The sequence below is a fragment of the Turicibacter bilis genome, from assembly GCF_024499055.1.
Taxonomy (GTDB): Bacteria; Bacillota_I; Bacilli_A; order MOL361; family Turicibacteraceae; genus Turicibacter; species Turicibacter bilis.
In genome coordinates this window covers 2,743,282-2,767,942 of record NZ_CP071249.1, presented here as the reverse complement: position 1 = coordinate 2,767,942, position 24,661 = coordinate 2,743,282, and the positions used below count along the sequence as shown (strand labels likewise).

Annotated in this window: 27 protein-coding genes, 3 tRNA genes, 2 rRNA genes and 1 pseudogene; 9 read left to right on the top strand and 24 right to left on the bottom strand. The window is 37.7% G+C overall.

Annotated features, from left to right (window positions below; genetic code table 11):
• Positions 1–27: 27 nt before the first annotated feature.
• From J0J69_RS13325 to J0J69_RS13285, 9 genes are all read right to left on the bottom strand, one after another.
• Positions 28–2,918: ribosomal RNA gene (locus tag J0J69_RS13325) — 23S ribosomal RNA — on the bottom strand.
• Between the two features lie 108 nt (positions 2,919–3,026).
• Positions 3,027–4,543 (bottom strand): 16S ribosomal RNA (locus tag J0J69_RS13320).
• Together the 16S and 23S rRNA genes with 3 tRNA genes alongside form the textbook arrangement of a ribosomal RNA operon.
• A 166-nt stretch (positions 4,544–4,709) precedes the next feature.
• A tRNA-Arg gene (locus J0J69_RS13315) sits at positions 4,710–4,786 on the bottom strand.
• Between the two features lie 78 nt (positions 4,787–4,864).
• Positions 4,865–4,941 (bottom strand) — tRNA-Arg (locus J0J69_RS13310).
• 79 nt (positions 4,942–5,020) lie between these two features.
• Positions 5,021–5,097 (bottom strand) — tRNA-Arg (locus tag J0J69_RS13305).
• A 180-nt stretch (positions 5,098–5,277) separates the two neighbouring features.
• The gene (locus tag J0J69_RS13300) at positions 5,278–5,520 is read right to left on the bottom strand and encodes a KH domain-containing protein (protein WP_238580575.1); all 243 of its coding nucleotides are present in this window, start codon (positions 5,518–5,520) and stop codon (positions 5,278–5,280) included.
• Between the two features lie 14 nt (positions 5,521–5,534).
• A complete protein-coding gene (gene rpsP, locus J0J69_RS13295) occupies positions 5,535–5,804 on the bottom strand; it encodes a 30S ribosomal protein S16 (RefSeq protein ID WP_237252827.1) in 270 nt (89 codons plus the stop codon).
• 120 nt (positions 5,805–5,924) lie between these two features.
• Positions 5,925–6,146 carry a DUF2129 domain-containing protein gene (locus J0J69_RS13290; protein ID WP_055241088.1) on the bottom strand — a complete coding sequence of 74 codons (222 nt, stop codon included), beginning with the start codon at positions 6,144–6,146 and terminating at the stop codon, positions 5,925–5,927.
• 19 nt (positions 6,147–6,165) lie between these two features.
• Positions 6,166–6,567: a YlbF/YmcA family competence regulator gene (locus tag J0J69_RS13285; protein WP_055241091.1), complete on the bottom strand. Its 402-nt coding sequence runs from the start codon at positions 6,565–6,567 to the stop codon at positions 6,166–6,168.
• Between the two features lie 271 nt (positions 6,568–6,838).
• Between J0J69_RS13285 and J0J69_RS13280 the strand changes: the two genes are divergently transcribed.
• A complete protein-coding gene (locus tag J0J69_RS13280) occupies positions 6,839–8,143 on the top strand; it encodes an ISL3 family transposase (RefSeq protein ID WP_070100304.1) in 1,305 nt (434 codons plus the stop codon).
• 146 nt (positions 8,144–8,289) lie between these two features.
• Here J0J69_RS13280 and J0J69_RS13275 read toward each other — a convergent pair whose 3' ends face one another.
• From J0J69_RS13275 to J0J69_RS13265, 3 genes are all read right to left on the bottom strand, one after another.
• On the bottom strand, positions 8,290–8,511 hold the full coding sequence (locus tag J0J69_RS13275) for a YlbE-like family protein (protein ID WP_055241093.1): 222 nt from the start codon (positions 8,509–8,511) through the stop codon (positions 8,290–8,292).
• 11 nt (positions 8,512–8,522) lie between these two features.
• A complete protein-coding gene (ylbD, locus tag J0J69_RS13270) occupies positions 8,523–8,987 on the bottom strand; it encodes a spore coat protein YlbD (protein ID WP_055276400.1) in 465 nt (154 codons plus the stop codon).
• Between the two features lie 152 nt (positions 8,988–9,139).
• Complete coding sequence (locus tag J0J69_RS13265) at positions 9,140–10,420, bottom strand: FtsW/RodA/SpoVE family cell cycle protein (protein ID WP_055241097.1); 1,281 nt, start codon at positions 10,418–10,420, stop codon at positions 9,140–9,142.
• Between the two features lie 169 nt (positions 10,421–10,589).
• Between J0J69_RS13265 and J0J69_RS13260 the strand changes: the two genes are divergently transcribed.
• From J0J69_RS13260 to def, 6 genes are all read left to right on the top strand, one after another.
• Complete coding sequence (locus tag J0J69_RS13260; protein ID WP_272875221.1) at positions 10,590–10,805, top strand: YjcZ family sporulation protein; 216 nt, start codon at positions 10,590–10,592, stop codon at positions 10,803–10,805.
• A 113-nt stretch (positions 10,806–10,918) separates the two neighbouring features.
• Positions 10,919–11,113, top strand: coding sequence for a sporulation protein YjcZ (gene yjcZ, locus J0J69_RS13445; protein WP_055241101.1), 195 nt, complete (start codon positions 10,919–10,921; stop codon positions 11,111–11,113).
• Positions 11,114–11,285: 172 nt separating this feature from the next.
• A complete protein-coding gene (locus J0J69_RS13250) occupies positions 11,286–11,480 on the top strand; it encodes a sporulation protein YjcZ (RefSeq protein ID WP_055241103.1) in 195 nt (64 codons plus the stop codon).
• A 144-nt stretch (positions 11,481–11,624) separates the two neighbouring features.
• Positions 11,625–11,840, top strand: coding sequence for a hypothetical protein (locus J0J69_RS13245; RefSeq protein WP_055304983.1), 216 nt, complete (start codon positions 11,625–11,627; stop codon positions 11,838–11,840).
• Between the two features lie 96 nt (positions 11,841–11,936).
• Entirely contained in the window at positions 11,937–12,032 is a 96-nt protein-coding gene (locus tag J0J69_RS13240) for a YjcZ family sporulation protein (RefSeq protein ID WP_082411225.1), read from the top strand.
• 159 nt (positions 12,033–12,191) lie between these two features.
• A complete protein-coding gene (gene def, locus J0J69_RS13235) occupies positions 12,192–12,746 on the top strand; it encodes a peptide deformylase (protein ID WP_055304985.1) in 555 nt (184 codons plus the stop codon).
• A 29-nt stretch (positions 12,747–12,775) separates the two neighbouring features.
• On the opposite strand, the gene J0J69_RS13230 is transcribed toward def, so the two are convergent.
• Together J0J69_RS13230 and J0J69_RS13225 are read right to left on the bottom strand one after the other, a co-directional pair.
• On the bottom strand, positions 12,776–14,113 hold the full coding sequence (locus J0J69_RS13230) for a tetratricopeptide repeat protein (RefSeq protein WP_055241110.1): 1,338 nt from the start codon (positions 14,111–14,113) through the stop codon (positions 12,776–12,778).
• A 35-nt stretch (positions 14,114–14,148) separates the two neighbouring features.
• On the bottom strand, positions 14,149–14,919 hold the full coding sequence (locus J0J69_RS13225; RefSeq protein WP_212725760.1) for a Cof-type HAD-IIB family hydrolase: 771 nt from the start codon (positions 14,917–14,919) through the stop codon (positions 14,149–14,151).
• Positions 14,920–15,242: 323 nt separating this feature from the next.
• Here J0J69_RS13225 and rnjA point away from each other — a divergent pair, with 323 nt between their 5' ends.
• Positions 15,243–16,937: a ribonuclease J1 gene (gene rnjA / locus J0J69_RS13220; protein ID WP_055241114.1), complete on the top strand. Its 1,695-nt coding sequence runs from the start codon at positions 15,243–15,245 to the stop codon at positions 16,935–16,937.
• 96 nt (positions 16,938–17,033) lie between these two features.
• On the opposite strand, the gene J0J69_RS13215 is transcribed toward rnjA, so the two are convergent.
• The 3 genes from J0J69_RS13215 to J0J69_RS13205 form a co-directional block, all read right to left on the bottom strand.
• On the bottom strand, positions 17,034–17,648 hold the full coding sequence (locus tag J0J69_RS13215; RefSeq protein WP_055241116.1) for a hypothetical protein: 615 nt from the start codon (positions 17,646–17,648) through the stop codon (positions 17,034–17,036).
• A 372-nt stretch (positions 17,649–18,020) separates the two neighbouring features.
• Complete coding sequence (locus J0J69_RS13210) at positions 18,021–18,689, bottom strand: potassium channel family protein (protein ID WP_055241118.1); 669 nt, start codon at positions 18,687–18,689, stop codon at positions 18,021–18,023.
• A 437-nt stretch (positions 18,690–19,126) separates the two neighbouring features.
• Positions 19,127–19,795, bottom strand: a complete 669-nt coding sequence (locus J0J69_RS13205; RefSeq protein WP_055241120.1) for a potassium channel family protein — start codon at positions 19,793–19,795, stop codon at positions 19,127–19,129.
• A gap of 125 nt (positions 19,796–19,920) precedes the next feature.
• Here J0J69_RS13205 and pgeF point away from each other — a divergent pair, with 125 nt between their 5' ends.
• Entirely contained in the window at positions 19,921–20,736 is an 816-nt protein-coding gene (gene pgeF / locus J0J69_RS13200) for a peptidoglycan editing factor PgeF (protein ID WP_055304987.1), read from the top strand.
• A gap of 246 nt (positions 20,737–20,982) precedes the next feature.
• Here pgeF and J0J69_RS13195 read toward each other — a convergent pair whose 3' ends face one another.
• The 7 genes and pseudogenes from J0J69_RS13195 to J0J69_RS13170 form a co-directional block, all read right to left on the bottom strand.
• Positions 20,983–21,321 (bottom strand): hypothetical protein, encoded by a 339-nt coding sequence (locus J0J69_RS13195; RefSeq protein ID WP_212724400.1) that lies wholly within the window; start codon positions 21,319–21,321, stop codon positions 20,983–20,985.
• Between the two features lie 15 nt (positions 21,322–21,336).
• Positions 21,337–21,903 carry a GNAT family N-acetyltransferase gene (locus tag J0J69_RS13190; protein ID WP_212725759.1) on the bottom strand — a complete coding sequence of 189 codons (567 nt, stop codon included), beginning with the start codon at positions 21,901–21,903 and terminating at the stop codon, positions 21,337–21,339.
• Between the two features lie 83 nt (positions 21,904–21,986).
• Complete coding sequence (locus J0J69_RS13185) at positions 21,987–22,475, bottom strand: NUDIX hydrolase (RefSeq protein ID WP_212725758.1); 489 nt, start codon at positions 22,473–22,475, stop codon at positions 21,987–21,989.
• Positions 22,476–22,770: 295 nt separating this feature from the next.
• Positions 22,771–22,878, bottom strand: a pseudogene (locus J0J69_RS13580) (GNAT family N-acetyltransferase); the annotation flags it as partial.
• Between the two features lie 51 nt (positions 22,879–22,929).
• Complete coding sequence (locus tag J0J69_RS13180) at positions 22,930–23,073, bottom strand: hypothetical protein (RefSeq protein ID WP_237252530.1); 144 nt, start codon at positions 23,071–23,073, stop codon at positions 22,930–22,932.
• 120 nt (positions 23,074–23,193) lie between these two features.
• Positions 23,194–24,120 carry a tetratricopeptide repeat protein gene (locus tag J0J69_RS13175; RefSeq protein WP_212725757.1) on the bottom strand — a complete coding sequence of 309 codons (927 nt, stop codon included), beginning with the start codon at positions 24,118–24,120 and terminating at the stop codon, positions 23,194–23,196.
• 20 nt (positions 24,121–24,140) lie between these two features.
• Entirely contained in the window at positions 24,141–24,650 is a 510-nt protein-coding gene (locus J0J69_RS13170) for a YfcE family phosphodiesterase (protein WP_055276379.1), read from the bottom strand.
• Positions 24,651–24,661 lie beyond the last annotated feature (11 nt).

Sequence of the window (24,661 nt, the reverse complement as noted above, 5' to 3'; positions counted from 1 at the left end):
CAAAACTAGATATCTTCTTCAGTTTCTTTGGTTAAGTCCTCGATCGATTAGTATCAGTCCGCTCCATGTGTCACCACACTTCCACTCCTGACCTATCAACCTCGTCGTCTTCAAGGGATCTTACTTCTTTCGAATGGGAAATCTCATCTTGAGGGGGGCTTCACGCTTAGATGCTTTCAGCGTTTATCCCGTCCACACGTAGCTACCCAGCTATGCTCCTGGCAGAACAACTGGTACACCAGCGGTGTGTCCATCCCGGTCCTCTCGTACTAAGGACAGCTCCTCTCAAATTTCCTACGCCCACGACGGATAGGGACCGAACTGTCTCACGACGTTCTGAACCCAGCTCGCGTACCGCTTTAATGGGCGAACAGCCCAACCCTTGGGACCGACTACAGCCCCAGGATGCGATGAGCCGACATCGAGGTGCCAAACCTCCCCGTCGATGTGAACTCTTGGGGGAGATCAGCCTGTTATCCCCGGGGTAGCTTTTATCCGTTGAGCGACGGCCCTTCCATTCGGTACCGCCGGATCACTAAGCCCGACTTTCGTCCCTGCTCGACTTGTAGGTCTCGCAGTCAAGCTCCCTTCTGCCTTTACACTCTTCGAATGATTTCCAACCATTCTGAGGGAACCTTTGGGCGCCTCCGTTACTCTTTGGGAGGCGACCGCCCCAGTCAAACTGCCCACCTGACACTGTTCCCTGACCCGATAAGGGCCACGGGTTAGAACCCCAGTGACACAAGGGTAGTATCCCAACAGCGACTCCACCAAGACTGGCGTCCTGGTTTCTTCGTCTCCTACCTATCCTGTACATGTGCCACCAGTGCTCAATATCAAGCTACAGTAAAGCTCCACGGGGTCTTTCCGTCCTGTCGCGGGTAACCTGCATCTTCACAGGTACTATGATTTCACCGAGTCTCTTGTTGAGACAGCGCCCAGATCGTTACGCCTTTCGTGCGGGTCGGAACTTACCCGACAAGGAATTTCGCTACCTTAGGACCGTTATAGTTACGGCCGCCGTTTACTGGGGCTTCAATTCAAAGCTTCGCTTGCGCTAACCTCTCCTCTTAACCTTCCAGCACCGGGCAGGCGTCAGCCCCTATACATCACCTTGCGGTTTAGCAGAGACCTGTGTTTTTGATAAACAGTCGCCTGGGCCTATTCACTGCGGCTTGCTTTCACAAGCACCCCTTCTCCCGAAGTTACGGGGTCATTTTGCCGAGTTCCTTAACAAGAGTTCTCTCGCTCATCTTAGGATTCTCTCCTCGCCTACCTGTGTCGGTTATCGGTACGGGCACTTATTAAATTAACCCTAGAAGCTTTTCTTGGAAGCGTGACGTCAGTTGACTTCGCCATTCGGCTTCGGCATCACAGCTCAATGTTATGCCATGCGGATTTGCCTACATGACCACCTCACTGCTTACACGTGAATCCAATCACACGCTCAACTTAGCCTTCTCCGTCACTCCATCAGTTTAATAAGTGGTACAGGAATATCAACCTGTTGTCCATCGGCTACGCCTTTCGGCCTCACCTTAGGTCCCGACTTACCCAGGGCGGACGAGCCTTCCCCTGGAAACCTTAGGCTTTCGATGGATAGGATTCTCACCTATCTTTCGCTACTCACACCGGCATTCTCACTTCTAACCGCTCCACAGCTCCTTCCGGTACTGCTTCACCGCTGTTAGAACGCTCTCCTACCACTGACTCTAAAGTCAATCCGCAGCTTCGGCGGTCCGTTTAGCCCCGGTACATTTTCGGCGCAGAGTCACTCGACTAGTGAGCTATTACGCACTCTTTAAAGGATGGCTGCTTCTAAGCCAACCTCCTAGTTGTCTGTGCATCTCCACATCCTTTTCCACTTAACGGACACTTGGGGGCCTTAGCTGGCGGTCTGGGCTCTTTCCCTTTTGACCATGGACCTTATCACCCACAGTCTGACTCCCGATTATATCTATCTGGCATTCGGAGTTTGATTGAGATCAGTACCCCGAGGTGGGGCCATCACCCATTCAGTGCTCTACCTCCAGTAGACTTAACATCGAGGCTAGCCCTAAAGCTATTTCGGAGAGAACCAGCTATATCCGTGTTCGATTGGAATTTCACCCCTAGCCACAAGTCATCCAAGCACTTTTCAACGTGCCCTGGTTCGGCCCTCCAGTCAGTGTTACCTGACCTTCAGCCTGCTCATGGCTAGCTCACACGGTTTCGGGTCTACAACATCGTACTCTTCGCCCTATTCAGACTCGCTTTCGCTACGGCTCCGCATCTTCTGCTTAACCTCGCACGATATCGTAACTCGCCGGTTCATTCTACAAAAGGCACGCCATCACCCATTAACGGGCTCTGACTATTTGTAGGCACACGGTTTCAGGTTCTCTTTCACTCCCCTTCCGGGGTTCTTTTCACCTTTCCCTCACGGTACTGGTTCACTATCGGTCACTAGGTAGTATTTAGCCTTACGAGATGGTCCTCGTTGATTCCGACGGGATTCCACGTGTCCCGCCGTACTCAGGATTCCTTCCATGCATCTCACAATTTCACCTACGGGACTCTCACCCCCTACGGTTGGCCTTCCCAGACCATTCGGCTATCATGATTTGTCAATTATGAAGGTCCTACAACCCCGGATAAATCCGGTTTGGGCTCTTCCCACTTCGCTCGCCGCTACTACGGGAATCGATTTTTCTTTCTTTTCCTCCAGGTACTTAGATGTTTCAGTTCCCTGGGTCTGTCTCCTATATGGCTATGTATTCACCATATGGTGCTAGCGTATAACCACTAGCGGGTTTCCCCATTCGGATACCCCCGGATCAATGCTCACTTACAGCTCCCCGAGGCGTTTCGCCGTTTGTCGCGTCCTTCTTCGACTCCTAGTGCCAAGGCATCCTCCGTGCGCCCTTATTCACTTAACCTAAATCAAATCTATTGTTTGTTTCTTCTGAATGAAGATATCTAGTTTTCAAAGATCAACTTTGGAAGAAATTCTTCCAAAACTAAACAGAACGTCTCTTTCTCCATAGAAAGGAGGTGATCCATCCCCACCTTCCGGTAGGGATACCTTGTTACGACTTCACCCCAATCATCTACCCCACCTTAGGCAGCTCCCTCCTTGCGGTTAGGCCACTGACTTCGGGTGTTGTAAACTCTCGTGGTGTGACGGGCGGTGTGTACAAGACCCGGGAACGTATTCACCGCGACATTCTGATTCGCGATTACTAGCGATTCCAACTTCATGTAGGCGAGTTGCAGCCTACAATCCGAACTGAGATTGGCTTTATGAGGTTTGCTCCACGTCACCGCTTCGCTTCTCTTTGTACCAACCATTGTAGCACGTGTGTAGCCCAGGTCATAAGGGGCATGATGATTTGACGTCATCCCCACCTTCCTCCAGTTTGTCACTGGCAGTCTCGTTAGAGTCCCCAACTGAATGCTGGCAACTAACGACAGGGGTTGCGCTCGTTGCGGGACTTAACCCAACATCTCACGACACGAGCTGACGACAACCATGCACCACCTGTATCCATTGTCCCCGAAGGGAAAATCCTATCTCTAGAACGGTCAATGGTATGTCAAGACCTGGTAAGGTTCTTCGCGTTGCTTCGAATTAAACCACATGCTCCACCGCTTGTGCGGGTCCCCGTCAATTCCTTTGAGTTTCAGTCTTGCGACCGTACTCCCCAGGCGGAGTGCTTAATGCGTTAACTTCAGCACTGAGGTTCGACCCCCAACACTTAGCACTCATCGTTTACGGCGTGGACTACCAGGGTATCTAATCCTGTTTGCTCCCCACGCTTTCGCGCCTCAGTGTCAGTTACAGACCAGGAAGCCGCCTTCGCCACTGGTGTTCCTCCATATCTCTACGCATTTCACCGCTACACATGGAATTCCACTTCCCTCTTCTGCACTCAAGTCGACCAGTTTCCAATGACCCTCCACGGTTAAGCCGTGGGCTTTCACATCAGACTTAATCAACCACCTGCGCGCTCTTTACGCCCAATAATTCCGGATAACGCTCGCCACCTACGTATTACCGCGGCTGCTGGCACGTAGTTAGCCGTGGCTTTCTCATAAGGTACCGTCACACTCTAGCCATTTCCTACTAAAGTCGTTCTTCCCTTATAACAGAATTTTACAACCCGAAGGCCTTCATCATTCACGCGGCGTTGCTCGGTCAGGCTTTCGCCCATTGCCGAAGATTCCCTACTGCTGCCTCCCGTAGGAGTCTGGGCCGTGTCTCAGTCCCAGTGTGGCCGTTCACCCTCTCAGGTCGGCTACGCATCGTCGCCTTGGTAGGCCTTTACCCTACCAACTAGCTAATGCGCCGCAGGCTCATCCATCAGCGGTGCCAGAAGCACCTTTAAACTTTCGTCCTATCCGGTATTAGCGATCGTTTCCAATCGTTGTCCCCGTCTGATGGGCAGATCACCTACGTGTTACTCACCCGTTCGCCGCTCACCACCGAAGTGGTTCGCTCGACTTGCATGTATTAGGCACGCCGCCAGCGTTCATCCTGAGCCAGGATCAAACTCTCCATAATTAAATGTTTGTTTTTATCCTAAGCTTCCTTAAGAAACTTAATTCTTAAATAAATGTTTGTTGACGTTCTGTTTAGTTTTCAAAGAACTTCGTGTCACCTTGTTTTGGCGACTTTATTAGTTTATCATGTCTGTCTCTTTCTGTCAAACACTTTTTAAACTTTTTTATGGCGCGCCCAAGAGGAGTCGAACCCCTAACCTTTTGATCCGTAGTCAAACGCTCTATCCAATTGAGCTATGGGCGCTTATTCAATTTGTCTCATCGACTTGTATTAGTTTATCATTATTGTCGAACCTTGTCAAACACTTTTTTAAACTTTTTATGGCGCACCCAAGAGGAGTCGAACCCCTAACCTTTTGATCCGTAGTCAAACGCTCTATCCAATTGAGCTATGGGCGCTTATTCAATTTGTCTCATCGACTTGTATTAGTTTATCACTGTTGTCGAACCTTGTCAAACACTTTTCAAACTTTTTTTATGGCGCGCCCAAGAGGAGTCGAACTCCTAACCTTTTGATCCGTAGTCAAACGCTCTATCCAATTGAGCTATGGGCGCTTATTTAATTTGTCTCATCGACTTGTATTAGTAGTTTATCACTGTCGTTGAATTTTGTTAAAGCTTTTTCCTCAATCTATTATTGGCACTTTTATAAATCTTATACCACCTATTATTTATTATTACTATTTTCATAATAAAAAAACACTCTAAGAATAGTTATCCTTAGAGTGGTAGCTATTAATAAGAATCAAAATTGATTTTTATCTTTTTATGTTGTTGAGATCCCGCTGCATAAGCAATTGTACGAACTGCATTTGCTATCTTTCCTTGTTTACCAATAACACGTCCTAAATCTTCTTCATTAACCATGACTTGAAATAAAATGTATTCTGCCTCACTTGGAAATTCTTTTATACGTAGATCCTCTTGATGTTGAATAAGCGGGCGAATCAAGTTTTCAATTAATGAAATATAGTTCACCGTTGCTTTCATCATTATTTAGAGTATTTTTCGTTGTGGAATTTAGTCATAATTCCTTCAGCTGAGAATAAAGCACGAACTGTATCAGTTGGTTGTGCTCCATTACGTAACCATTTCATTGCTAATTCTTCGTTGATTGAAACGATAGCTGGTTGGGCAACTGGGTTATATGTCCCGATTACTTCGATGAAACGTCCGTCACGTGGACTTACTGAGTTAGATGCTACGATACGGTAGAAAGGTTTTTTCTTAGAACCCATACGAGTTAAACGTAATTTTACCATTATATATTCCTCCAATTATATTCAAATTTATACTGTTAAGCATTTTCCCTTAACACGACATTTATGATTATAACAGGATGAAAAAAAAGTGTCAAGTTTTTTTACTTAACACCTTTAAATTTATTTTATTGCTTCTAAAACCTCAGGTCCTAGTTCAATTTTCTGAATGCCATGAAGATTTTTAATTTTAGATATAATGCTATCTTTTTGTTTTTCATTAATATATAAGCACACATAATTCATCTTTTTCGACACATAAACTACATGCCCAAATTGCGATAATTTCTGTTGTACACTTGATTTTCTTGTATACACAATAACTTGAATTCGTCTTTGATCCAATTCCTTTTCCTCCTAAAGTTTAGCGTGAACAATTCCCGCTACCACATCCACATGCCTTATTCTTCTTTTCAATTTTGAATTCTATTGTTTGAGAGATATGTTTTGCTATTTCATCTAAAATTGATTGAATCTCTTTCTCACATGCTTTAAATGCTTTAATAGAAGGATTTTGAAACAAGTTAGATTTCGCCTCAATCAACCTTTCTGAAACGTCTTTATAGTCAGGATGATATTTACCTCCATATCTTTCTACATCTGCATAACTTACTTTTGCTTTTTCAAATTCGTTTATTAATTGAAGAATCTCTAGATTATTGTTTATTTCATGTTGTAGTTTTTTATAGGTTTGACAAATTGGAAGTGATAAGATTTCATCACCTATTGCTTCACATAATTCTATGTATTCACTATTATTTAACAATTTAACCACCGTCTTTAATTATATCATAACCCTATTATATTGACTAATTAATTGTATTTTACTAATCATCTCTTTTAAATGTGAAATCTAAAAACAAAAAATCATGTTAATTAATGAATCACTTATACAAAAAACGGTTCTATAATATTTGGTGTGGGTGATTCCCACACTTCTTTTATTTGGAATAAAAAATAAGTATAAAAAAAGAGACATCACGTCCCAAATTCTATACCATGTAATTGACCAAAAAAAACACGAAAGGATTGGGTTTATGTCTCACAATAATTGTATCTTAACTTTACTCGATTTAAAAGATAAAAATATTACTTTTTCAGAAAATTGGATGGAAGATGTTCAGATTAACGGGATCCGCTCTAAGGTCATTTCTGGTATCCTCTCTTTTCAACCGACCCATTGTTACAACTGTGGTCATCTCTTTGACTCACAAATCATTAAACACGGCTTCAAAACCTCTCGTATTAAGATGATGAAACTCTCTGGCTTTGATACCTATCTCGATTTAAAAAAGCAACGCTATAAATGCCGTCATTGTGATCGTACCTTTACGCTTAAAACCTCTCTCGTAGAATCTAATTGTTACCTTTCTAATCCCCTTAAACAAGCCATTTTCCTAGAGGCTAGCCATAAAAAATCCGAGTCAGATATTGCCCGTGAACTCAACGTATCCCATTCAACGGTCAATCGGATCATTCATACATCGTACGAGGAACAACCCCTTCATTTTAACTCTCTTCCAAAGGTGCTTTGTTTTGATGAGTTTAAGTCGGTCAAATCAGCGGAAGGGGCTATGTCATTCATTTTTTGTGATGCTTCTAATGGGAAGTTAATTGATATCGTTGAAGACCGTCGTCTAAGCACTTTAAAACCTTATTTCATGCGATTTTCTAAGGAGGCCCGTGAAGGTGTAACTCACGTTGTTATTGATATGTATGCTCCGTATATGACACTCATTAAAGAGGTGTTTCCCAACGCTAAAATTGTTTTAGATAAGTTCCACGTCGTTCAACTTTTATCTCGTGCCCTCAATAAAACTCGTATTCGCTTCATGAACCAAAACAAAGAATTCTACAATAAATTCAAACATTATTGGCGCCTTTTATTAAAAGCCCAAGAGGATATCCATTCTACCCACTACTTCTATTCTAACTGTTTCAAAAAGCAGATTTCTCAACAAGAAATCATCGACTTTTTACTCGCTTTAGATCCGGAATTAAAAGCCACTTATGACTTCTATCAAACCATCAAACAGGCCATCAAACTTCGCAACTTTGATGCTTTTCATCATGCCATTCAAAACCCCTCTGACTTACTTTCACCTGAAATGAAAACAGCTTTAAAAACATTAACTAACTACCAAGATTATATCAAAAATACGATTGAAACATCTTATACCAATGGAGTGCTTGAAGGGATTAATAACAAGATTAAAGTGATTAAACGCATGGCCTTTGGATACCGTAGTTTCTATCATTTCAAAGCTAGAATTTTGATTATCCATAAGTACACCTTTGAACAAAAAAATAAAAGGAATCAAACTGCTCAACGAGCAGCTTAATCCCTCACGATTACAGGTATAAAATTTCTTCACCCACACCAGTTGACAAAGAGCCCAAAAAACGTCTAATTAAAAATTAGACGTTTTTTGTATACTTTGCTTCCCTTATCCTCGTCCCAAATGTGTTGCTGGAATTTCCTAAATATCTATTTATTATTAATCATTTTCAACATAAATTGTGCAAAATTAAGTTGTTTTTCAAATTTTTGAAGCCTAGTTGGTTGAGATTGTTTTTTTATTGTTTCAATCTCATTCACAAATTCTTGATATCTCTCCGGATTACGATTTAACTCCTTATACCATAACGGATACATTCGAATATAGTCTCGTTGTTCAATATTATTTACAATCTGATACATAATATCCATATCTTCATCTCCTAATCATCAAACTTTGAAAATAATCCAGGGAATGATTGTCTTTGACTTGCTGCTGCGCCTAAAGATGCACCAGCTCCTCCACTGTTACCACCTTGTAATGACTGGAAGATTTGTATAAATTTTTGAACGGTGCCCATTGTTTGTTGAACTTTATTCATATCCATTTTTTGAAGATATTGAAAAGCCTGTGTCATCATCTCTGCACCGGTCATCGTACTATTACCGGATGATTTTGTTTCGGTGTTTGTTTTTGCGTTGTTACTATTATTATTCGTAGCTGGCGTTGTCGAGTTACTAGATTCATTCGGAACTTCTTTGTATTTTTCCCACTGGCTATCTTCTTCGCCGTATAGATACCATTCTTCATAGATTGATTGCCATGTAGCTTTTCCATTTCGAACATCATATTTTAATCCTGGATATTTACGCACGAATTGTTTAAATTCATCTAATTGACTGTCCACTTTATTTCACCTCGCTACACTTAGTCACTATATTATATATAGTTTAACAATTATTAAGTGACTGTAATTTGATTATTCTTAAGAACAATCGCCTCCTCTTACCATTATCATATGAAAAAAGCCTTAGTCTGTGACTAAGGCAATTAAGATATTTAAGCTTTAGGAAAAGGAACAACTTTCATTTTTAAATCGTGTTGCTTTTTCTCTTTTAATTTTTTTTCTTTAGCAGCTCTTTCCATTGAAATATTCAGGTAAATACCAATTCCTATGAAAAGAGAAACTAAACTGGAACCTCCATAACTAATAAATGGCAAGGTTACCCCAGTTAATGGAAATGCTCCACTTGCTCCACCTAAGTTAATAAGGGGTTGTACTAAGAAAATAGCTCCAATACCAATACTTGCAATTGAGCCATAGAGCTCTTTACACTTGATAGCTGTGAAGAAGCAACGCATCGCAATGAAAAAATAAATGACCATAACGACTAAAATCATCCATACCCCTAATTCTTCTGCTAAGATGGTTGAGATCATATCATTGTGAGGTTCTAACACATAACCATATTTCTGTGTACTATTTCCAACCCCTACGCCGGTCATTCCACCTAAAGCAATCGCTGTATATCCCATGACATTTTGGAACCCTTTAGCATGATTAAATGGATCTTTCCAGACAGCAAAACGCTCTAATTGATAAGGAAATACTTTTGACATGATGATAAATCCTATTACTAATAAACATACTCCGAAGTAAAAGATAGGTTTAAACGCTTTCCATTTAACCCCTGTCGATAAAAACATAATCAGGCCTATAAATCCAATAATAAGAGCTGATCCGAAATCTGGTTGAATTAAGACTAAACCAGTACATAATCCAATGTAACAGATGACAAAAATAAAGCTTTGCCAAGTAATAGACCAATTAATCCCTTTACACGTTTTTAAATAATAGGTTCCTTTTCTCACACGATGATCTACTAACCAAGCGACTGCCATGATCATACCAATCTTTACAAATTCTGCAGGTTGTAATTTGAAGGATCCAATTTGGAACCAACTCTTTACATCTGAATTCTCAGATCCTCCTGCAAATAAAAAAGTCACGACTAAAATAAGTGGACAGAAAATAGCTGCCAATATACTTAAATTTTTCAAAGTACGATATGGAATCGCTATAACACATAACATTGCTATCATTCCTGCAATCCCCATAATTAATGTTTTTATAAATAAATTAGAGGGATCGCCCTTTACTCCGTTATAGATAGAAATACTCGTAATACTATATACCATGATTAGACCTATTCCAAATAAGATGGCGACTAGAATTAAGGTGATTCGATCTATTCCCTTTATACGTTCAAAGAAATCAGTACTATAATCCTTTAATATTTGAAGTGGCTTTTTTTTAATTCTATTTTTTTTAAAATTCATCCAACCTCTCCTCCTAATGTAAATAACTACATATGCTGTAATAATATTCTATCACGATTAGGGCTTTAAAAAAACTTTATCTTTCGACAACAATTAGGTATTTAGCATGAACCAACTTTGAATTCGAGCGTATAATACAGTGTAATCAGTAATGAAGGAGGGATAAATGATGTACAATTACGGAACAGGATGTACCTATAACTACGGAGGATATATTGGTGGATATGGTTATGGTGGATATGCACCTGTTGCTTATCAAGTACCTACTACTAATGGAAGAGGTCACAATTTTGCTCTTATCCTCGTATTATTCATTCTATTAGCGATCATCGGATGTTGTGGTGGATTCGGTGGAAACAATACTGGCTGCGGTTTTGGATTCTAAATCATCCTTTGTAAACTGATTGAATCGTCAAAAATGATTAATAAAAAATATTAACCATTTTGAGGGTATTACGTATGATATATTGAGGTAATCATCTAAAGGAGGAAATTTAAATGTATAATTATGGATATAACTGCTATACACCTTGCTATTCTGGAGTTAACTATGGTGGAGGTGCTGGATATGGCGGAGGTTGCGGTTTCGCTTTCATCTTAGTATTATTCATCTTATTAGCAATCATTTGTAGCTGTGGTGGATTTGGATTCGGTGGAGGTTGCGGAAACGGCGGATGCGGTTGTGGATGCTAATCCATCCAATTCACTGAGTTAAATGACATATAGTGGGGTAAAGGCTCTCTTCCGAGAGCCTTTTTATTTTTATCAATGATTAAAAATATGTCTTTTTCCTAAAATTTATTAACCACTGTCGACATTTTTGCGTATGATATCTTGAAGTCAACAGAATGAAAGGAGAATATATATGTATAATTATGGATATAATTGCTATGCACCTTGTGCTCCAGTAGCACCAGTGTTAAATAACTGTGGTAGAGGTTGTGGCGGATTTGCCTTCATCTTAGTGTTATTCATCTTGTTAGCGATCATCTGTGGTTGTGGATGCTTCAACGGCGGAGGTTGCGATGGATTTAATAACAACTGTGGTTGTGGGTGCTAATTAAGTGCCCCTCCCTCTTTTAGAGGGGCATGTAGCGACTTGGTCCGTTTAATCATTTTTATTTGAATGATTTAGTTTGCACTAACCTTTTACTTCCTCTTACGTATGATATAGTGAGCCCTAAATAAAAAGGAGGAATTACTCATGTATTACAATGGAGTAGGTTATGGCTGTGCTCAACCTTGCGTACCTGTCGTACCAGTTGCAGGATATGGAGGAGGATGTAGTGGAGGTTGCGGTTTCGGTGGATGTTGCTGTGCTTTCATTTTAGTTCTCTTTATTCTAATCATCCTCTGTGGTTGCGGATGTGGCTTCGGATGTGGTGGCTGTGGTTGCGGCGGATGCGGTTGTGGCTATTAATTCATAAATGAATCATTCTAATTCATTAGAAATGATGAACGAAATTAATCAAACAGCGTATTATATATTAGGTGTACAAACAAGGAGGTATGTAAAATGTGCTGTGGAGAAAATAATTTTGGTAATGGATGTGCATTTTTCCTAGTTCTCTTTATTTTACTTGTTATTATCGGATGCTGCTGCTGCCGTTAATTTCTTAATAGTGTGAGTAAGGGAAAAGATAATTAATTATGATAAATAAGAGGTGTTTCGGCACCTCTTTTGTTTTATTTTAATTTCCTTTTTTGTCCCATTAGCCAAATAACTATTTGTTTGTTATAATAGAAACTAAGTTAGAATGGAGGGTTCTTAATGATCACTATGAAAGACATTATTCGCGAGGGACATCCAACATTAGCAAAAGTAGCTACTGAAGTACCAATCCCGTTAAGCAAAGAAGATGTTAAATTAATGAATGACATGCTACAATTTATTATTAACAGTCAAACACCTGAGATTGCTGAAAAGTATCAATTACGTGAAAGTGTTGGTTTAGCAGCACCTCAGTTAAACTTAGATAAGCGTATTATTGCTGTGCATACAGAAGATGAAAAAGGAAAACTTTATTCATTAGCATTAGCTAATCCTAAAATCGTTAGCTACTCAGAAGAAATGACTTATTTACCAATGGGTGAAGGATGTTTATCTGTTGACCGCGAGGTTGAAGGATTAGTTCCTCGTTACCGCCGCATCACTATTCAAGGGTATAATGCGAAAGGTCAACTAATTAAATTCCGTTTACGTGATTATGTGTCAATTGTCTTCCAACATGAAATTGATCACTTAAATGGTCATTTATTCATTGATCGTATTAATCAAGATCAACCTTTAGCACCAATCCCAAATGCAAAACCATTAGAATTCTAAAAAAAAGACCGATGAAGAATCGGTCTTTTTTAATGTACACGTTGTGGTTTCTTTACGTATAATGTCATTAGTTTTTTCTCAGCATTTTTATCTTTTCCATATGAGACTGCTTTTTCATAAGCCTCCATCGCATGATAGTCATCTGCTAAGTAATTTTCATAAATTACCCCCAGGTTATAATATAATTCACCGGCATATTTCACTGGGGTTCCTCGTTTTTCAATCAAGGCGTCTGCTTTTAAGTAATACAATTTAGCAGATTTATAGTCTGATAAGTGATAGAAGTAAAGATGGCCAATATTCACATAAGTACTTGGTGTTTGATCATCAATTTCTAACACGCGAAGATAGTAATCTAAAGCCGCTAAATAATTTTTAAAAATTTCTACATTTAAATAAGCGAGTGCATTTAGCGCTAAAAGGTTATTCGGGTTAATCTCTAAGACGCGTTCATAGTAGTGAACAGCTTGTTTATGGTTATCTAATTCAAAATCATAGATATTGGCGATTTCTAATACAAGCCCTTCTTCATTTTTAAAATAAGGTAAGGCTGAAATCAGGACTTCTACCCCACTCTTTGGATCGTGTAAGTCATGGGCATATAACGAGCGTAACCCATGATAAGAAACTAAAGAGTATGGATCGAGTTTAATCGCTTGTCGATAATATTCAATAGCTTCTTCATAAGCTTTGAAATGATGTCTTAAAATATGGGCATAGTTATGACAAACGAGTGTATTGTCTGGCTCTAATCGAAGTGATTCTTCATACGCTTCTTTCGCGTCATCAAATCGATCAGCACGAACGTAAGCATCCGCTAAGTTGGCCAGTGCTGTAGCGGGATTCGTTGATAAGCTCACTGATTTTTCAAAGTATGGAATAGCAGTTTCTGCATCTTGCTTATATTTAATATAAAGACAGCCTAAGTTATTTAAGTTACGTGCATGATCGGGCTCAAGCTCCTCTACTTTTTCGCTACATTTAAAAGCTAGTTCAACATCATCATTTAAATCAATGCAAAGTTCAGCTAAATTGAGATAGGCATCTACATACTTCGGGTCGAGGTCAATCGCTTTTTCATAACATGTGATGGCCTCTAACGGCTGATTTAAAAATTGTTCATATAAAATTGCTAGATTAAAATATAGCGTCGGTGAATCTTCATGATAGGTAATCGCTTGACGATAATACTTCTCTGCTCGTCTGTAATCTTGATACGATTCAATAGAAATAATGGCTAACGCATTATAGACAGCGGCTAGGTTTGTTTGACGATCGAGTTGCTCGAGAAGCAGGGATTCTGCTTCATCAAAGCGTTGTTCGTCTAATAGTTGTTCAATGTATTCTAATGGCGTCGGTTCACTCATGATGAATTGCCCTCTTCTTTCCTTATTATATAGTATTAAAATAAACCTAGTGTTTCACAGGCATAATAGATTCCATTTTCATCGATTCTTTTTGTGACAAAGTCAGCATGCGCTTTAACTTCATCGCTTGCATTTCCCATCGCTACTCCGATGTCAGCTAGTTGTAACATTTCGATGTCGTTATGACCATCGCCAAAAGCAATGATTTGTTCTGGCTTCTCTGATAAATGGTTGATTAATTGTTTAATTCCTTCAGCTTTTGATCCATTTAGTGGCACAATATCAGCTCCAAAACTTAACCAAGGAACGAAACGAAGGTCGTTTTTGAATGTTTCAGGTAGATGCTTGAAATCATCTGAGAAGTACCATGCTTGAAGAATAGCCTCTTTCTGATGAATGTTTTCAATGATTTCGGGTAATGGCATTGAAACCCGTTTAAACGATTCAATCACATCATCATTCATTCCTGTGACAGTTGATCGAGTGGCTGATAATAATCCAATGACCATCTCTAATTTATTTGTTTCTTGAATTAAATTTTCAACAACTTCAGTTGGAATGGCATTTTCATAAACGACTTCCCCATGATGTGTAATATGTTGTCCATTGGCCGTCACAAATGTACTAAACGGTAACTGTCTAATACGTTCGTCTACTAAAAATAAAGCACGTCCTGTAGCAACGGCTAATTCATGTCCTGCTTCTTTTAATTTTTGGATGGCCTCAATCGTGCTCACTGGAATTTGATTGATGTCACTTTGTAAGAGTGTACCATCGATATCAAATAAAATTAAACTTTTCTTCATCTTATCTCACATCCTTCATGTTAGTATGTCAAAATTTTGTACTGTTTCATTCATCATAGTAAATTTATTACATAATTTCAAGTCCTAATCTGTTATATTGACCCGATGTAATGGTATAATAAGTAATGTTGGTTGTAGACTTTAATAAGATTTTGATTTGAAGATTATTTTTTCGACCTTTTATGAATCTCGTGTTATAATGTTAGCAGGATGTCCAAACTAAGTTAAGGACCAGAGACGTTTTAGGGAACTATTAATTTGCGTAAAAATGGATTAATTTTTTTGAAGAAATAACAATTACATTTAATGAGAGGGCGTGTACTATGAGTCAACGTAAAAAGAGCTCTCACTTTAAGCCAAATGATGTGGCAATTTTCGCACTTGGTGGTTTAGGTGAAGTTGGGAAAAATATGTACTGTGTTCAGTACAAAGATGAAATTTGTATTATTGATGCGGGAATCAAGTTCCCTGAAGATTATTTATTAGGAGTCGATTACGTGATTCCAGATTATCAATATTTAATTGATAATCAAGATAAAATTGTCGGTTTATTTATTACTCATGGTCATGAAGATCATATCGGTGGGATCCCATTTTTATTACGTCAATTAAAACTTCCTAAAATTTATGCTGGTAAATTAGCAATCGGACTTATTAAAAATAAATTAGAAGAACGTAAATTATTGCGTCAAGCCAACATTGTTGAGTTTAATTCTGAAACGGTCATTAAATCAAAACACTTTACATTTGAATTCTTCCGCACGAATCATAGTATTCCAGATTCTTACGGGATTGCGATTAAAACACCTCATGGAACCATCGTTCATACAGGAGATTTTAAATTCGACTTTACCCCAATCGGACCACCAGCAGATTATGCTAAAATGGCACGTTTAGGTGAAGAAGGTGTCCTATGTCTTTTATCAGATAGTACGAATAGTGAATTACCAATTTTCACGATTTCTGAACGTCGTGTTGGAGAGAATTTAGGAGATACGTTTAAAAAGATTAAAGGGCGTATTATTATTGCGACCTTTGCATCAAACGTTCACCGTGTTCAACAGATTGTTGAGGCTTGTGTGGCTACGAATCGTAAAATTGCCATTTTCGGTCGTAGTATGGAAGCCACAATTAAAATCGGTTTAGAATATGGTTATATTCATTGTCCAGAAGATACGTTTATCTCAGCTAATGAAATTAAGCATTTACCACAAGAGGAAGTCACAATTTTATGTACTGGTTCTCAAGGGGAGCCTTTAGCTGCACTTTCTCGTATTGCGAATGGAACACATCGTCAAATTCAAATTATTCCAGGTGATACAGTGATTTTCTCATCTTCACCAATTCCAGGAAATGCTTTAAGTGTTGGTCGTACGATTAACGCGTTATACCGTGCTGGAGCTGAAGTTATTACTCATAGCCCATTAACGGATATTCATACATCAGGTCATGCAGGACAAGAAGAGTTAAAATTAATGTTAAGCTTAATGCGTCCAAAATACTTCTTACCAATTCACGGGGAATATCGTATGTTAAGTGTCCATGCTCAACTTGGAATGCAATGTGGTGTTCCTGAAGAGAATTGCTTCGTGATGAATAATGGTGAAGTCTTAGCGTTTAATCAACATGGTGCTCGCTTGGCAGGCCGTGTTCCATCAGGAACGGTTTATACTGATAATAGTGGTTTAGGAGATGTCGGAACTGAAATTATCCGTGATCGTAAAATTTTATCAGAAGATGGTCTTGTTATTGTGGCGGTTTCAATTAAACGCTCTGAAAAACGTTTATTAAACGGACCAAATGTCGTTTCTCGTGGATTCGTTTATATGAAAGAATCTGAAGATTTAATTAAAAATACGGAGATTGCTGTTCGCGAAGTTGTTTTACATAAATTACAATCTTCAAAACATTTCTCAACTGAGGAATTAAAGTCAGCGATTTGTGATGTGGTTTCACCATTCTTATTTAATAAAACACAACGTCGTCCAATGATTTTACCAATCATTATGGAGATTTAATCATTAGGCTCTCATCTTTCGGTGAGAGCTTTTTTCTTTCGTTTTTTAAGTAGCTTTAACAGAAAAAGCGTTGCTAAAAATAGCAACGCTTTTGTTTTATTTTTGAGTAATATTGGCCTTAACAACAGATACTGTATTGTAGTTTGCCACCTCATCTTGATATGTCTCGAGATTAATGGCAGCTGATCCACCTGTTGTATAAGCTGCTAAAACAACATCTTGATTTAATGCTCCACCATATTGTTCAATAGCCACACGGTTTTCAAAGTTGATAGCCGGTGCATCTGTTTTTACTGCTTTATATTCTGGATTTTTATCGTTTGTTGTTTTTTCTTTATCGACTTCCGCAATAGAGAAAATTGATTTTACATCACCTTGTCCGATGTTTAAGATCATATGAACAATTGAGTTTTTCTCCATTGTTTCTGTTGTATACGTCGGAATATCAATCGTATTGACTAATTCACCATTTTCATATTGTTCAACTGTCATGTTAATGTCATAAGATGATCCAGTTGGTAAAAGCATGGATGCAACAGTACTTTGGTTTGGTCCATAATCTGCTGACTCTAATAATAATCCAATAACTCCTGATACTTCTTGATTCACGATTTTAACGTCACCTTCTGGTAAATTGGCTGCTCCACACCCAGCTAATCCTACTGTGACAAGTAATGCTGAAACCATTAAGCCTACTTTTTTGAATGTCATATCTATCCCTCGCTTGAATCTTGAAACTAATTTTGATAATGAAGTTAGTATATCATAATCTGCTTGTTAGTTCTTTATTTTTTTGTGTACAGTATATATTTTTCACTTTTTTTCCACACCATATTCATAATTTTGATAAACTTTAAATGCTCCTAGATTAGAAGAAGATGAACTCATGTGCGCTATCAAATGAATGGATGAGTTGTTGATTAACTAAAAAGGATAAATTAGTAGCGGGTGCAATGAACAAGTGCTTTAATTAAAGGCTCTATTATGTTTTTCTTCGATTAAATTGATCCACAATAATATCAATTAATCACTTGTTTGTGTTTTAACATAGAGAGTAAAAAAAGAGTCCATAAATGAACTCTTTTAGCTATGCAAAAGCCAGTGATCAAATTCACTGATATCTTTATTTTCTCCAATGACTAATAAGACATCGCCTTCTTTAATTTCTGTGTTCGCTTGTGGAACGACGATGTTATAGTTACGTTTAATAGCAGCAATGTTGATACCAAAACGTTGAGGAATATTTAAATCAATTAAGGTTTGACCAATGATAGGTCCCGCTGCTAGTAATTCAACGATACTATAGGTATCTGATAGCACTAAATAATCTAAAACAAAGTCGGATAACATTTGATGTGCTAGACGTTTTCCTGTATCTTTTTCTGGTTGAATGACTGAGTCAGCTCCAATTTTTAAAATTACTTTTTTATGATAATCATTCACAACTTTTACGGTTACTTTATTCACACCAATTTCTTTTAGCAGTAAAACTGTTAAGATACTTGCTTGAATATTTTGCCCAATTCCCACAATCACGTGGTCAATATTACGAATTCCGATACTTCTTAATGCTTCCTCATCTGTTGAATCTAAAATAATGGCTTGTGTTGCAATGTTAACATATTTTTTAATCACTTCTTCATTACAATCAATCGCTAAGACGTCTGCTCCTTGACGAGCTAATTCTTCAACGACACTCCCACCAAATTGTCCACACCCAATGACGGCAAATGTTGTATCTTTCTTGTCCATAAAAAATCCCTCTTTATTATTGGTCGTCCCTTTTTCACTTGAAGGTCGACGATTTATTTTGATCACCACGGATCAATTTTTTATATTCTAGATTATTTTAACATGATTAGACGAATTTTTCTATGCTATTATTGTAGAGTTTTTGTGCGTGTTTTAAATCAGCAGCATAAATAGTATCTTTAATCAAGCTCACTTTTTCAAACTAATCATCACCTTTTACTCTCAACTATATGTGCCAATTGGCGATTAGTTACCTATCTTTTAGTTTATCATTGATTTAAACGTAGATCACTGATTGAGATAACAAAGAGATAGATTATTATTTTTCTTACATGATTTATACTACAATCTATGTGAATGAAATCAAAGTGCTTAAGCATCTGATAAAAAACGTAGTAATAAAAATAGACTTCCATTTGGAAGTCTATTTTTTTAGATTAGTCATCTAATAACCAATGATTAAATTCAGTTAAATCTTTGTTTTCACCGATAACAAGTAATCTATCACCAGTAATAATTGAGGTATTTGCTTGTGGAACGATAATACTATTTTGGCGTTTAATCGCGGTAATATTAATCCTAAATCGTGTGGGAATATTTAATTCTATCAATGTATGATCAATCACTGGTCCAACAGCTAGGATTTCAATGATACTGTAGTTATCTGCTAAGACAATATAATCTAGAATCCGGTCTGAAAGCATTTGATGTGCGAGACGCTTCCCAGTATCTTTTTCAGGCTGAATGACGTTATCTACACCAATCTTTAAGATGACTTTTTTATGATAATCATTCACAACTTTCACTGTTACTTTATTGACGCCAATTTCTTTTAATAAAAGAGCTGTTAAGATACTTCCTTGAATATCTTGACCGATTCCAATAATCACGTGGTCAACATTACGAATTCCGATGCTTCTTAATGATTCTTCATCGGTTGAATCTAAGACAATAGTATGTGTCGCAATGTTGACATATTTTTTTATTACATCTTCATTTCGATCAATGGCAATGACGTCTGCTCCTTGGCTAGCTAACTCTGAAACGACACTTCCTCCAAATTGTCCGCATCCAATGACGGCAAAGGTTGTATTTTTCTTTTTCATAACTTTATTCCTCTTCATGATTAATTATTTATTAGTTTAACCTAATGAAGGGAATCTATGTGAAGAGTTTATCTTTTTTTACATCTTTTTCTTGTGCTCTGTTATAATAATGATGAGGTGATATGATGAAAGAACCATTTATTTTAAAGGAAAATCTATTGTTCATTGAATCATGGATGAATAAAAATGAGAATTTAATTGCTGGATTTACGACAATTAAGGGTGGAACATCGATTGATAAATTTGAAGGCTTAAATATTGCTTATCATGTTGGAGATGAACCAGAAGCCGTTTTAAAAAATCGTCAAGTGGTTGCTGATGCGATTGAGATGCCATTAGAAAAATGGGTATTTGCAGAACAGATGCATACAACCGCTGTTCATAAAGTGACATCAGCTGATTTAGGAGCTGGTGTTCATAGTTTTGAATCTGGAATTAAAGCGACAGATGGATTATATACAACAGAAAAAGACGTTGTGTTAGCGACGTTCTATGCGGACTGTACTCCTCTTTACTTCTATGCCCCTAAACATGAATTAATTGGAGTCGCTCATGCAGGATGGCGTGGGACAGTAGATGGCATGATGCATGAAATGTTACGTACTTTAAAAGAGGTTGAACAGATTGATGCGACTGATATTTATGTGGCGATTGGTCCATGCATTGGGCGTGATGCTTACCGCGTGGATGATACCGTGATTAATGAAGTGAAAAAATCAAAAGTTGAGGGTTGGGATGAAACATTTATTGAATTAGGAAATGGACAATATAAATTTGACCCTAAATTATTAAACTATAAACAAGCCATTCACGAAGGGGTTCCAGCTGAAAATATCGTGATGACTTCTTATTGTACTTACACAGATGAAGATTTATTCTATAGCTTCCGTAAAAATAATCAAACAGGACGCATGATGAACTTCATGTGCCTGAAAAAATAGTTAAAAAGACCAATTTTGTTGGTCTTTTTTTGTTATATTTAATTAAAGTTCAAGATTTTATTGATCATTTTTCATATATTAGCTTAATGTGATAATATGTCGCAAAAAGTATCGAAAAATAACGGAGTCTTAACATGAAAATAATAGTAAAACAGCTTGATAGAGCAATAAAAAGTATGACTATAAAAATCATCATATCTTTAAATAAAATTTTTAATTCATCCCAAAACTGAATGAACTATCAGATTAGAGTGATTCACTTTTTTGAATCAGTTCGATAGTATCTATTGATTCAATTCGGATAATTTTGAGTTTACGTTCACCTTTTTTAGTCGTGTATGAGATTTTCACCCACTCATCATCGGCCTCTAAGATAGTATAAACGCCATCATTACTTCCCCACAGCTCTTCTGTCTTAATCATACACTCTTGATTGATTAATGAATTTAAAATTTTTGACATACTCTCCTCTCCCTTTAATTGTCGCTTTAATTTCTTCACTTGATTTTCTAGCTTTCTAACTCGTCCAGGGTATCCTGAATAGGCAATCATAATGATAAAGCAAAGCCATACCCACCACTGCAAGTGTTATCCCTCCTTTTATTTTGAACACGGATACTCATCTTTCAAGATAGAGTAATAGCAACAGTCAACAAATTCTCCTTGGGTATTTTTCTCTACTTTACGTAGTGTCCCTTCATAACTTAGTCCACATTTTCGCATAACCCTTCCTGAAGCCGAGTTATTGATATGATGACGTGCCACTAATCGTTCGATGCCAATCTCATTTAAACAAAAGGGGATGAGTGCCTGAAAAGCTTCTGTTACGATTCCTTGGTTCCAATACCGACGTCCAATGCAATATCCTATCTCACCACATTCCTTTTCATCATCTACGTTCATTAAACTAATACTTCCGATGGCCTGATGATTCTCTTTCAGCTCAATTGCCCATTGATAATAGCGACTGTCTTCATAGGCTGCCACCCATGAATCAATAATCATTTGGCTAACTTCAATAGATGAATGCGTCGGCCATGTCAAATACTTTGTCACCTCATCATCACTTGCCCAGTTTTTAAACATATCATTAGCATCGGATAACTTAAACGGTCTTAAAATCAGACGCTCGGTTTCAATCCGTTGTGTTCCTTTATGAGCTAACATTTACATTCCTTCTCTCTTTATAATTTTAATCAGTATACCACGTTTGGAATATAATGTAAATTACAGTAAGTTATCCACATCTATTATGACTTTTTATCATAAGTTATGATATGTTTAGGGAATTCTGGTAATTGATAAATAGCCTCTTTTAAAAATTCGGGGTAAATCATCACCTGATCAAGTCGGCTTAATGGTATCCAATCAAAAGACAAATACCAATCCTTATTCTCTTCCATTACAAAATGATTGGGACTACTTTCTAAAAATTCTTTTGGTAAATCGATAAGGTAATAAAAGCAAATTTCATGAAACGGCTCATTTAATATTTGTTCGTAAAAAAAGTTTTCATGAATCCAAAGCAAACGATTAACTTTTCCCTCTACTTGAAGTTCTTCTTTGATTTCGCGTAAAATAGCGCATGTACTCGTTTCATGAAGGTTCACACGTCCACCTGGTAAATAATAATAAGGAGCACGATGATCTTTCATGATGAGTAGTTTATTTTCATGAATCATAACCCCCGCCACTCGATAATTAAAGCGTCCTTCTTTTGTTTTAAAGGTTAAATCCATCCTATTCCCCTCCTGTAACATTCTATTATCTCATCTCTTCTGTTAATCCTTAAATGCTAATTATTTCTTTTTTACTTAAGATAACGGTCACGTTGTGTAAACATGAGACTAATTCATTAATAATCAGAGCTTCAATAAAGTTTCATTCGTAAAACTCGCCAGTTCCTAATGAGGTCGTTTGTGTCTTTGTAGCGATAATTTTGAATCCTTGAGCTTCATAACAACGAATGGCACGTTTATTCCAAGTACGAACTTCTAGATGTAGCGGTTTCTGGCCATAACGACGGATACTTTCTTACTTAGCCAATGCAATAATTTGTTGACCGATTCCCTTCGAGCAGTAATCTGGATGAACACCAATCCCAAAGAAGACATGCTCATCTTCATTTAATAAATTGACAAAACCAACTAACTTTTATAAACAAATTATTTAAGCCCTACCAATGGAAGATACCTAAGATCTTAATCTTTGGACCCACCCTTCCTCACACATCTCTTCCCATGATGATAAATTATAAAGATCGTAAGGTGCTTCATAGCACCAAGTACAAATTTGCTTCGCGAACTCTTCTGTTAATTCGGTTTGTTTAAGTTTCATAAAATCTCCCCCTTCAGTAGATTCCTTATTTTACTATACGCCCTCAAACTTATCCACACCTATTATTTAAACTTAACATAAAAAAGACAGCTCCCGCTGCAGAAGGAGCTGTCTTTTTTGTTATTCATTATAAATCGCTTGATATTCTGGCATTTGTCTAATGTCAGACAATTCATCATCTGTTTTCATATACTCAATTAAACTAGGACTTAATTGAGTTGAAAATTTAATATCTTCTAACGCCTTTTCATTCTCGTGTAATAAGGCATAGCAACACGCACGATTATAATAAAGAACTGAAACCTCAGGATTATATTTAATCCCCTCGGTATATAACGCGATACTCTCTTGATAATCTTCAAATACTTCTTTATATAAAATAGCTAAATTTAAGTATGTGAATGAATACTCTGGATTGCTGTTTAATGATTTACGATAATAGCGAATAGATTCTTTAATTTGTCCTAATTTTCGGCAGGCCACGCCTAAATTAAATAGTGCCATGTAATCGGCTGGATCGACTTGATGCGCACGATAGAAATAATGATAAGCTTTTAAGTTCTTATCTTCAGCCTCATAGATACATCCTAAGTTAATATAAGCATAATAGTAGGCTGGCTCAATTTCAATCGTTTTCTCATAATGATAAATAGCTTTTTCATTTTCTCCTAATTCATCATAGATATTAGCTAAGAAAAAATGTGCAGCTTCATAATTCGGATCAAGTTCAATTGTTTTTTTGTAGTAATAAATGGCTTTCTCATAATCTTCATTATCATCATAAATCGTCGCTAATCCATAATAAGAGGTTGGAAACTCTGGATCTAATTTAATCATGTCATAAAAGAGCTGAATGGCGTTTTTCTGCTCATCAACTTCATCATATAAAAAAGCTAATTCAAGCATTAAATCTAAATCCTCTATTCCAAAGGGTGTTTGGTAGGCATTAATAAAATGTTCTAATGCTTTTGAAACATTCCCGAGCTCTAAATAGTGTGCAGCCACTGTTTTTTGATTTAAATAGTATTGGTAAGTTTGTTCTGGCATTAGATCCCCTACCTTTCTTCTTAACGATTAAATGTTTGGCGAATCAAGGCATCGCCTGTGCTTACCTCTAAATAAATGACCTCTAACTCATCAGTTTCAGCTGTAATAATGGCATACGTCTTCTCTTTTGTATTGCGCGGTAAAACGACACTTCCGGGATTTAAGAAGAGAATGCCTTCATTCATTTCTGCTCCTATACAATGAGAGTGGCCATAGCAAACGATGCTAGCTCCAACTTCTAAAGCTTTATAGTAAAGACGTTGCATTGAATATTTAACATCATACTGGTGTCCGTGTGTCATAAATAAGGTTTCTCGATGATTGAGTTTCTCAACACGATGAAGAGGATACTGCTGATCGAGGTCACAATTTCCACGTACGGTTAAGTAACCTTGAATATCCGGATGATTACTCATGAGCTGAGAATCTCCACAATGAATAAATAAATCTGCGTCGTGTAAATGGCGCTCACGAATGAGTTTTAAACTTTTTACATCCGCATGACTATCACTAACAACTACGATTTTCATGGCTCATCCCT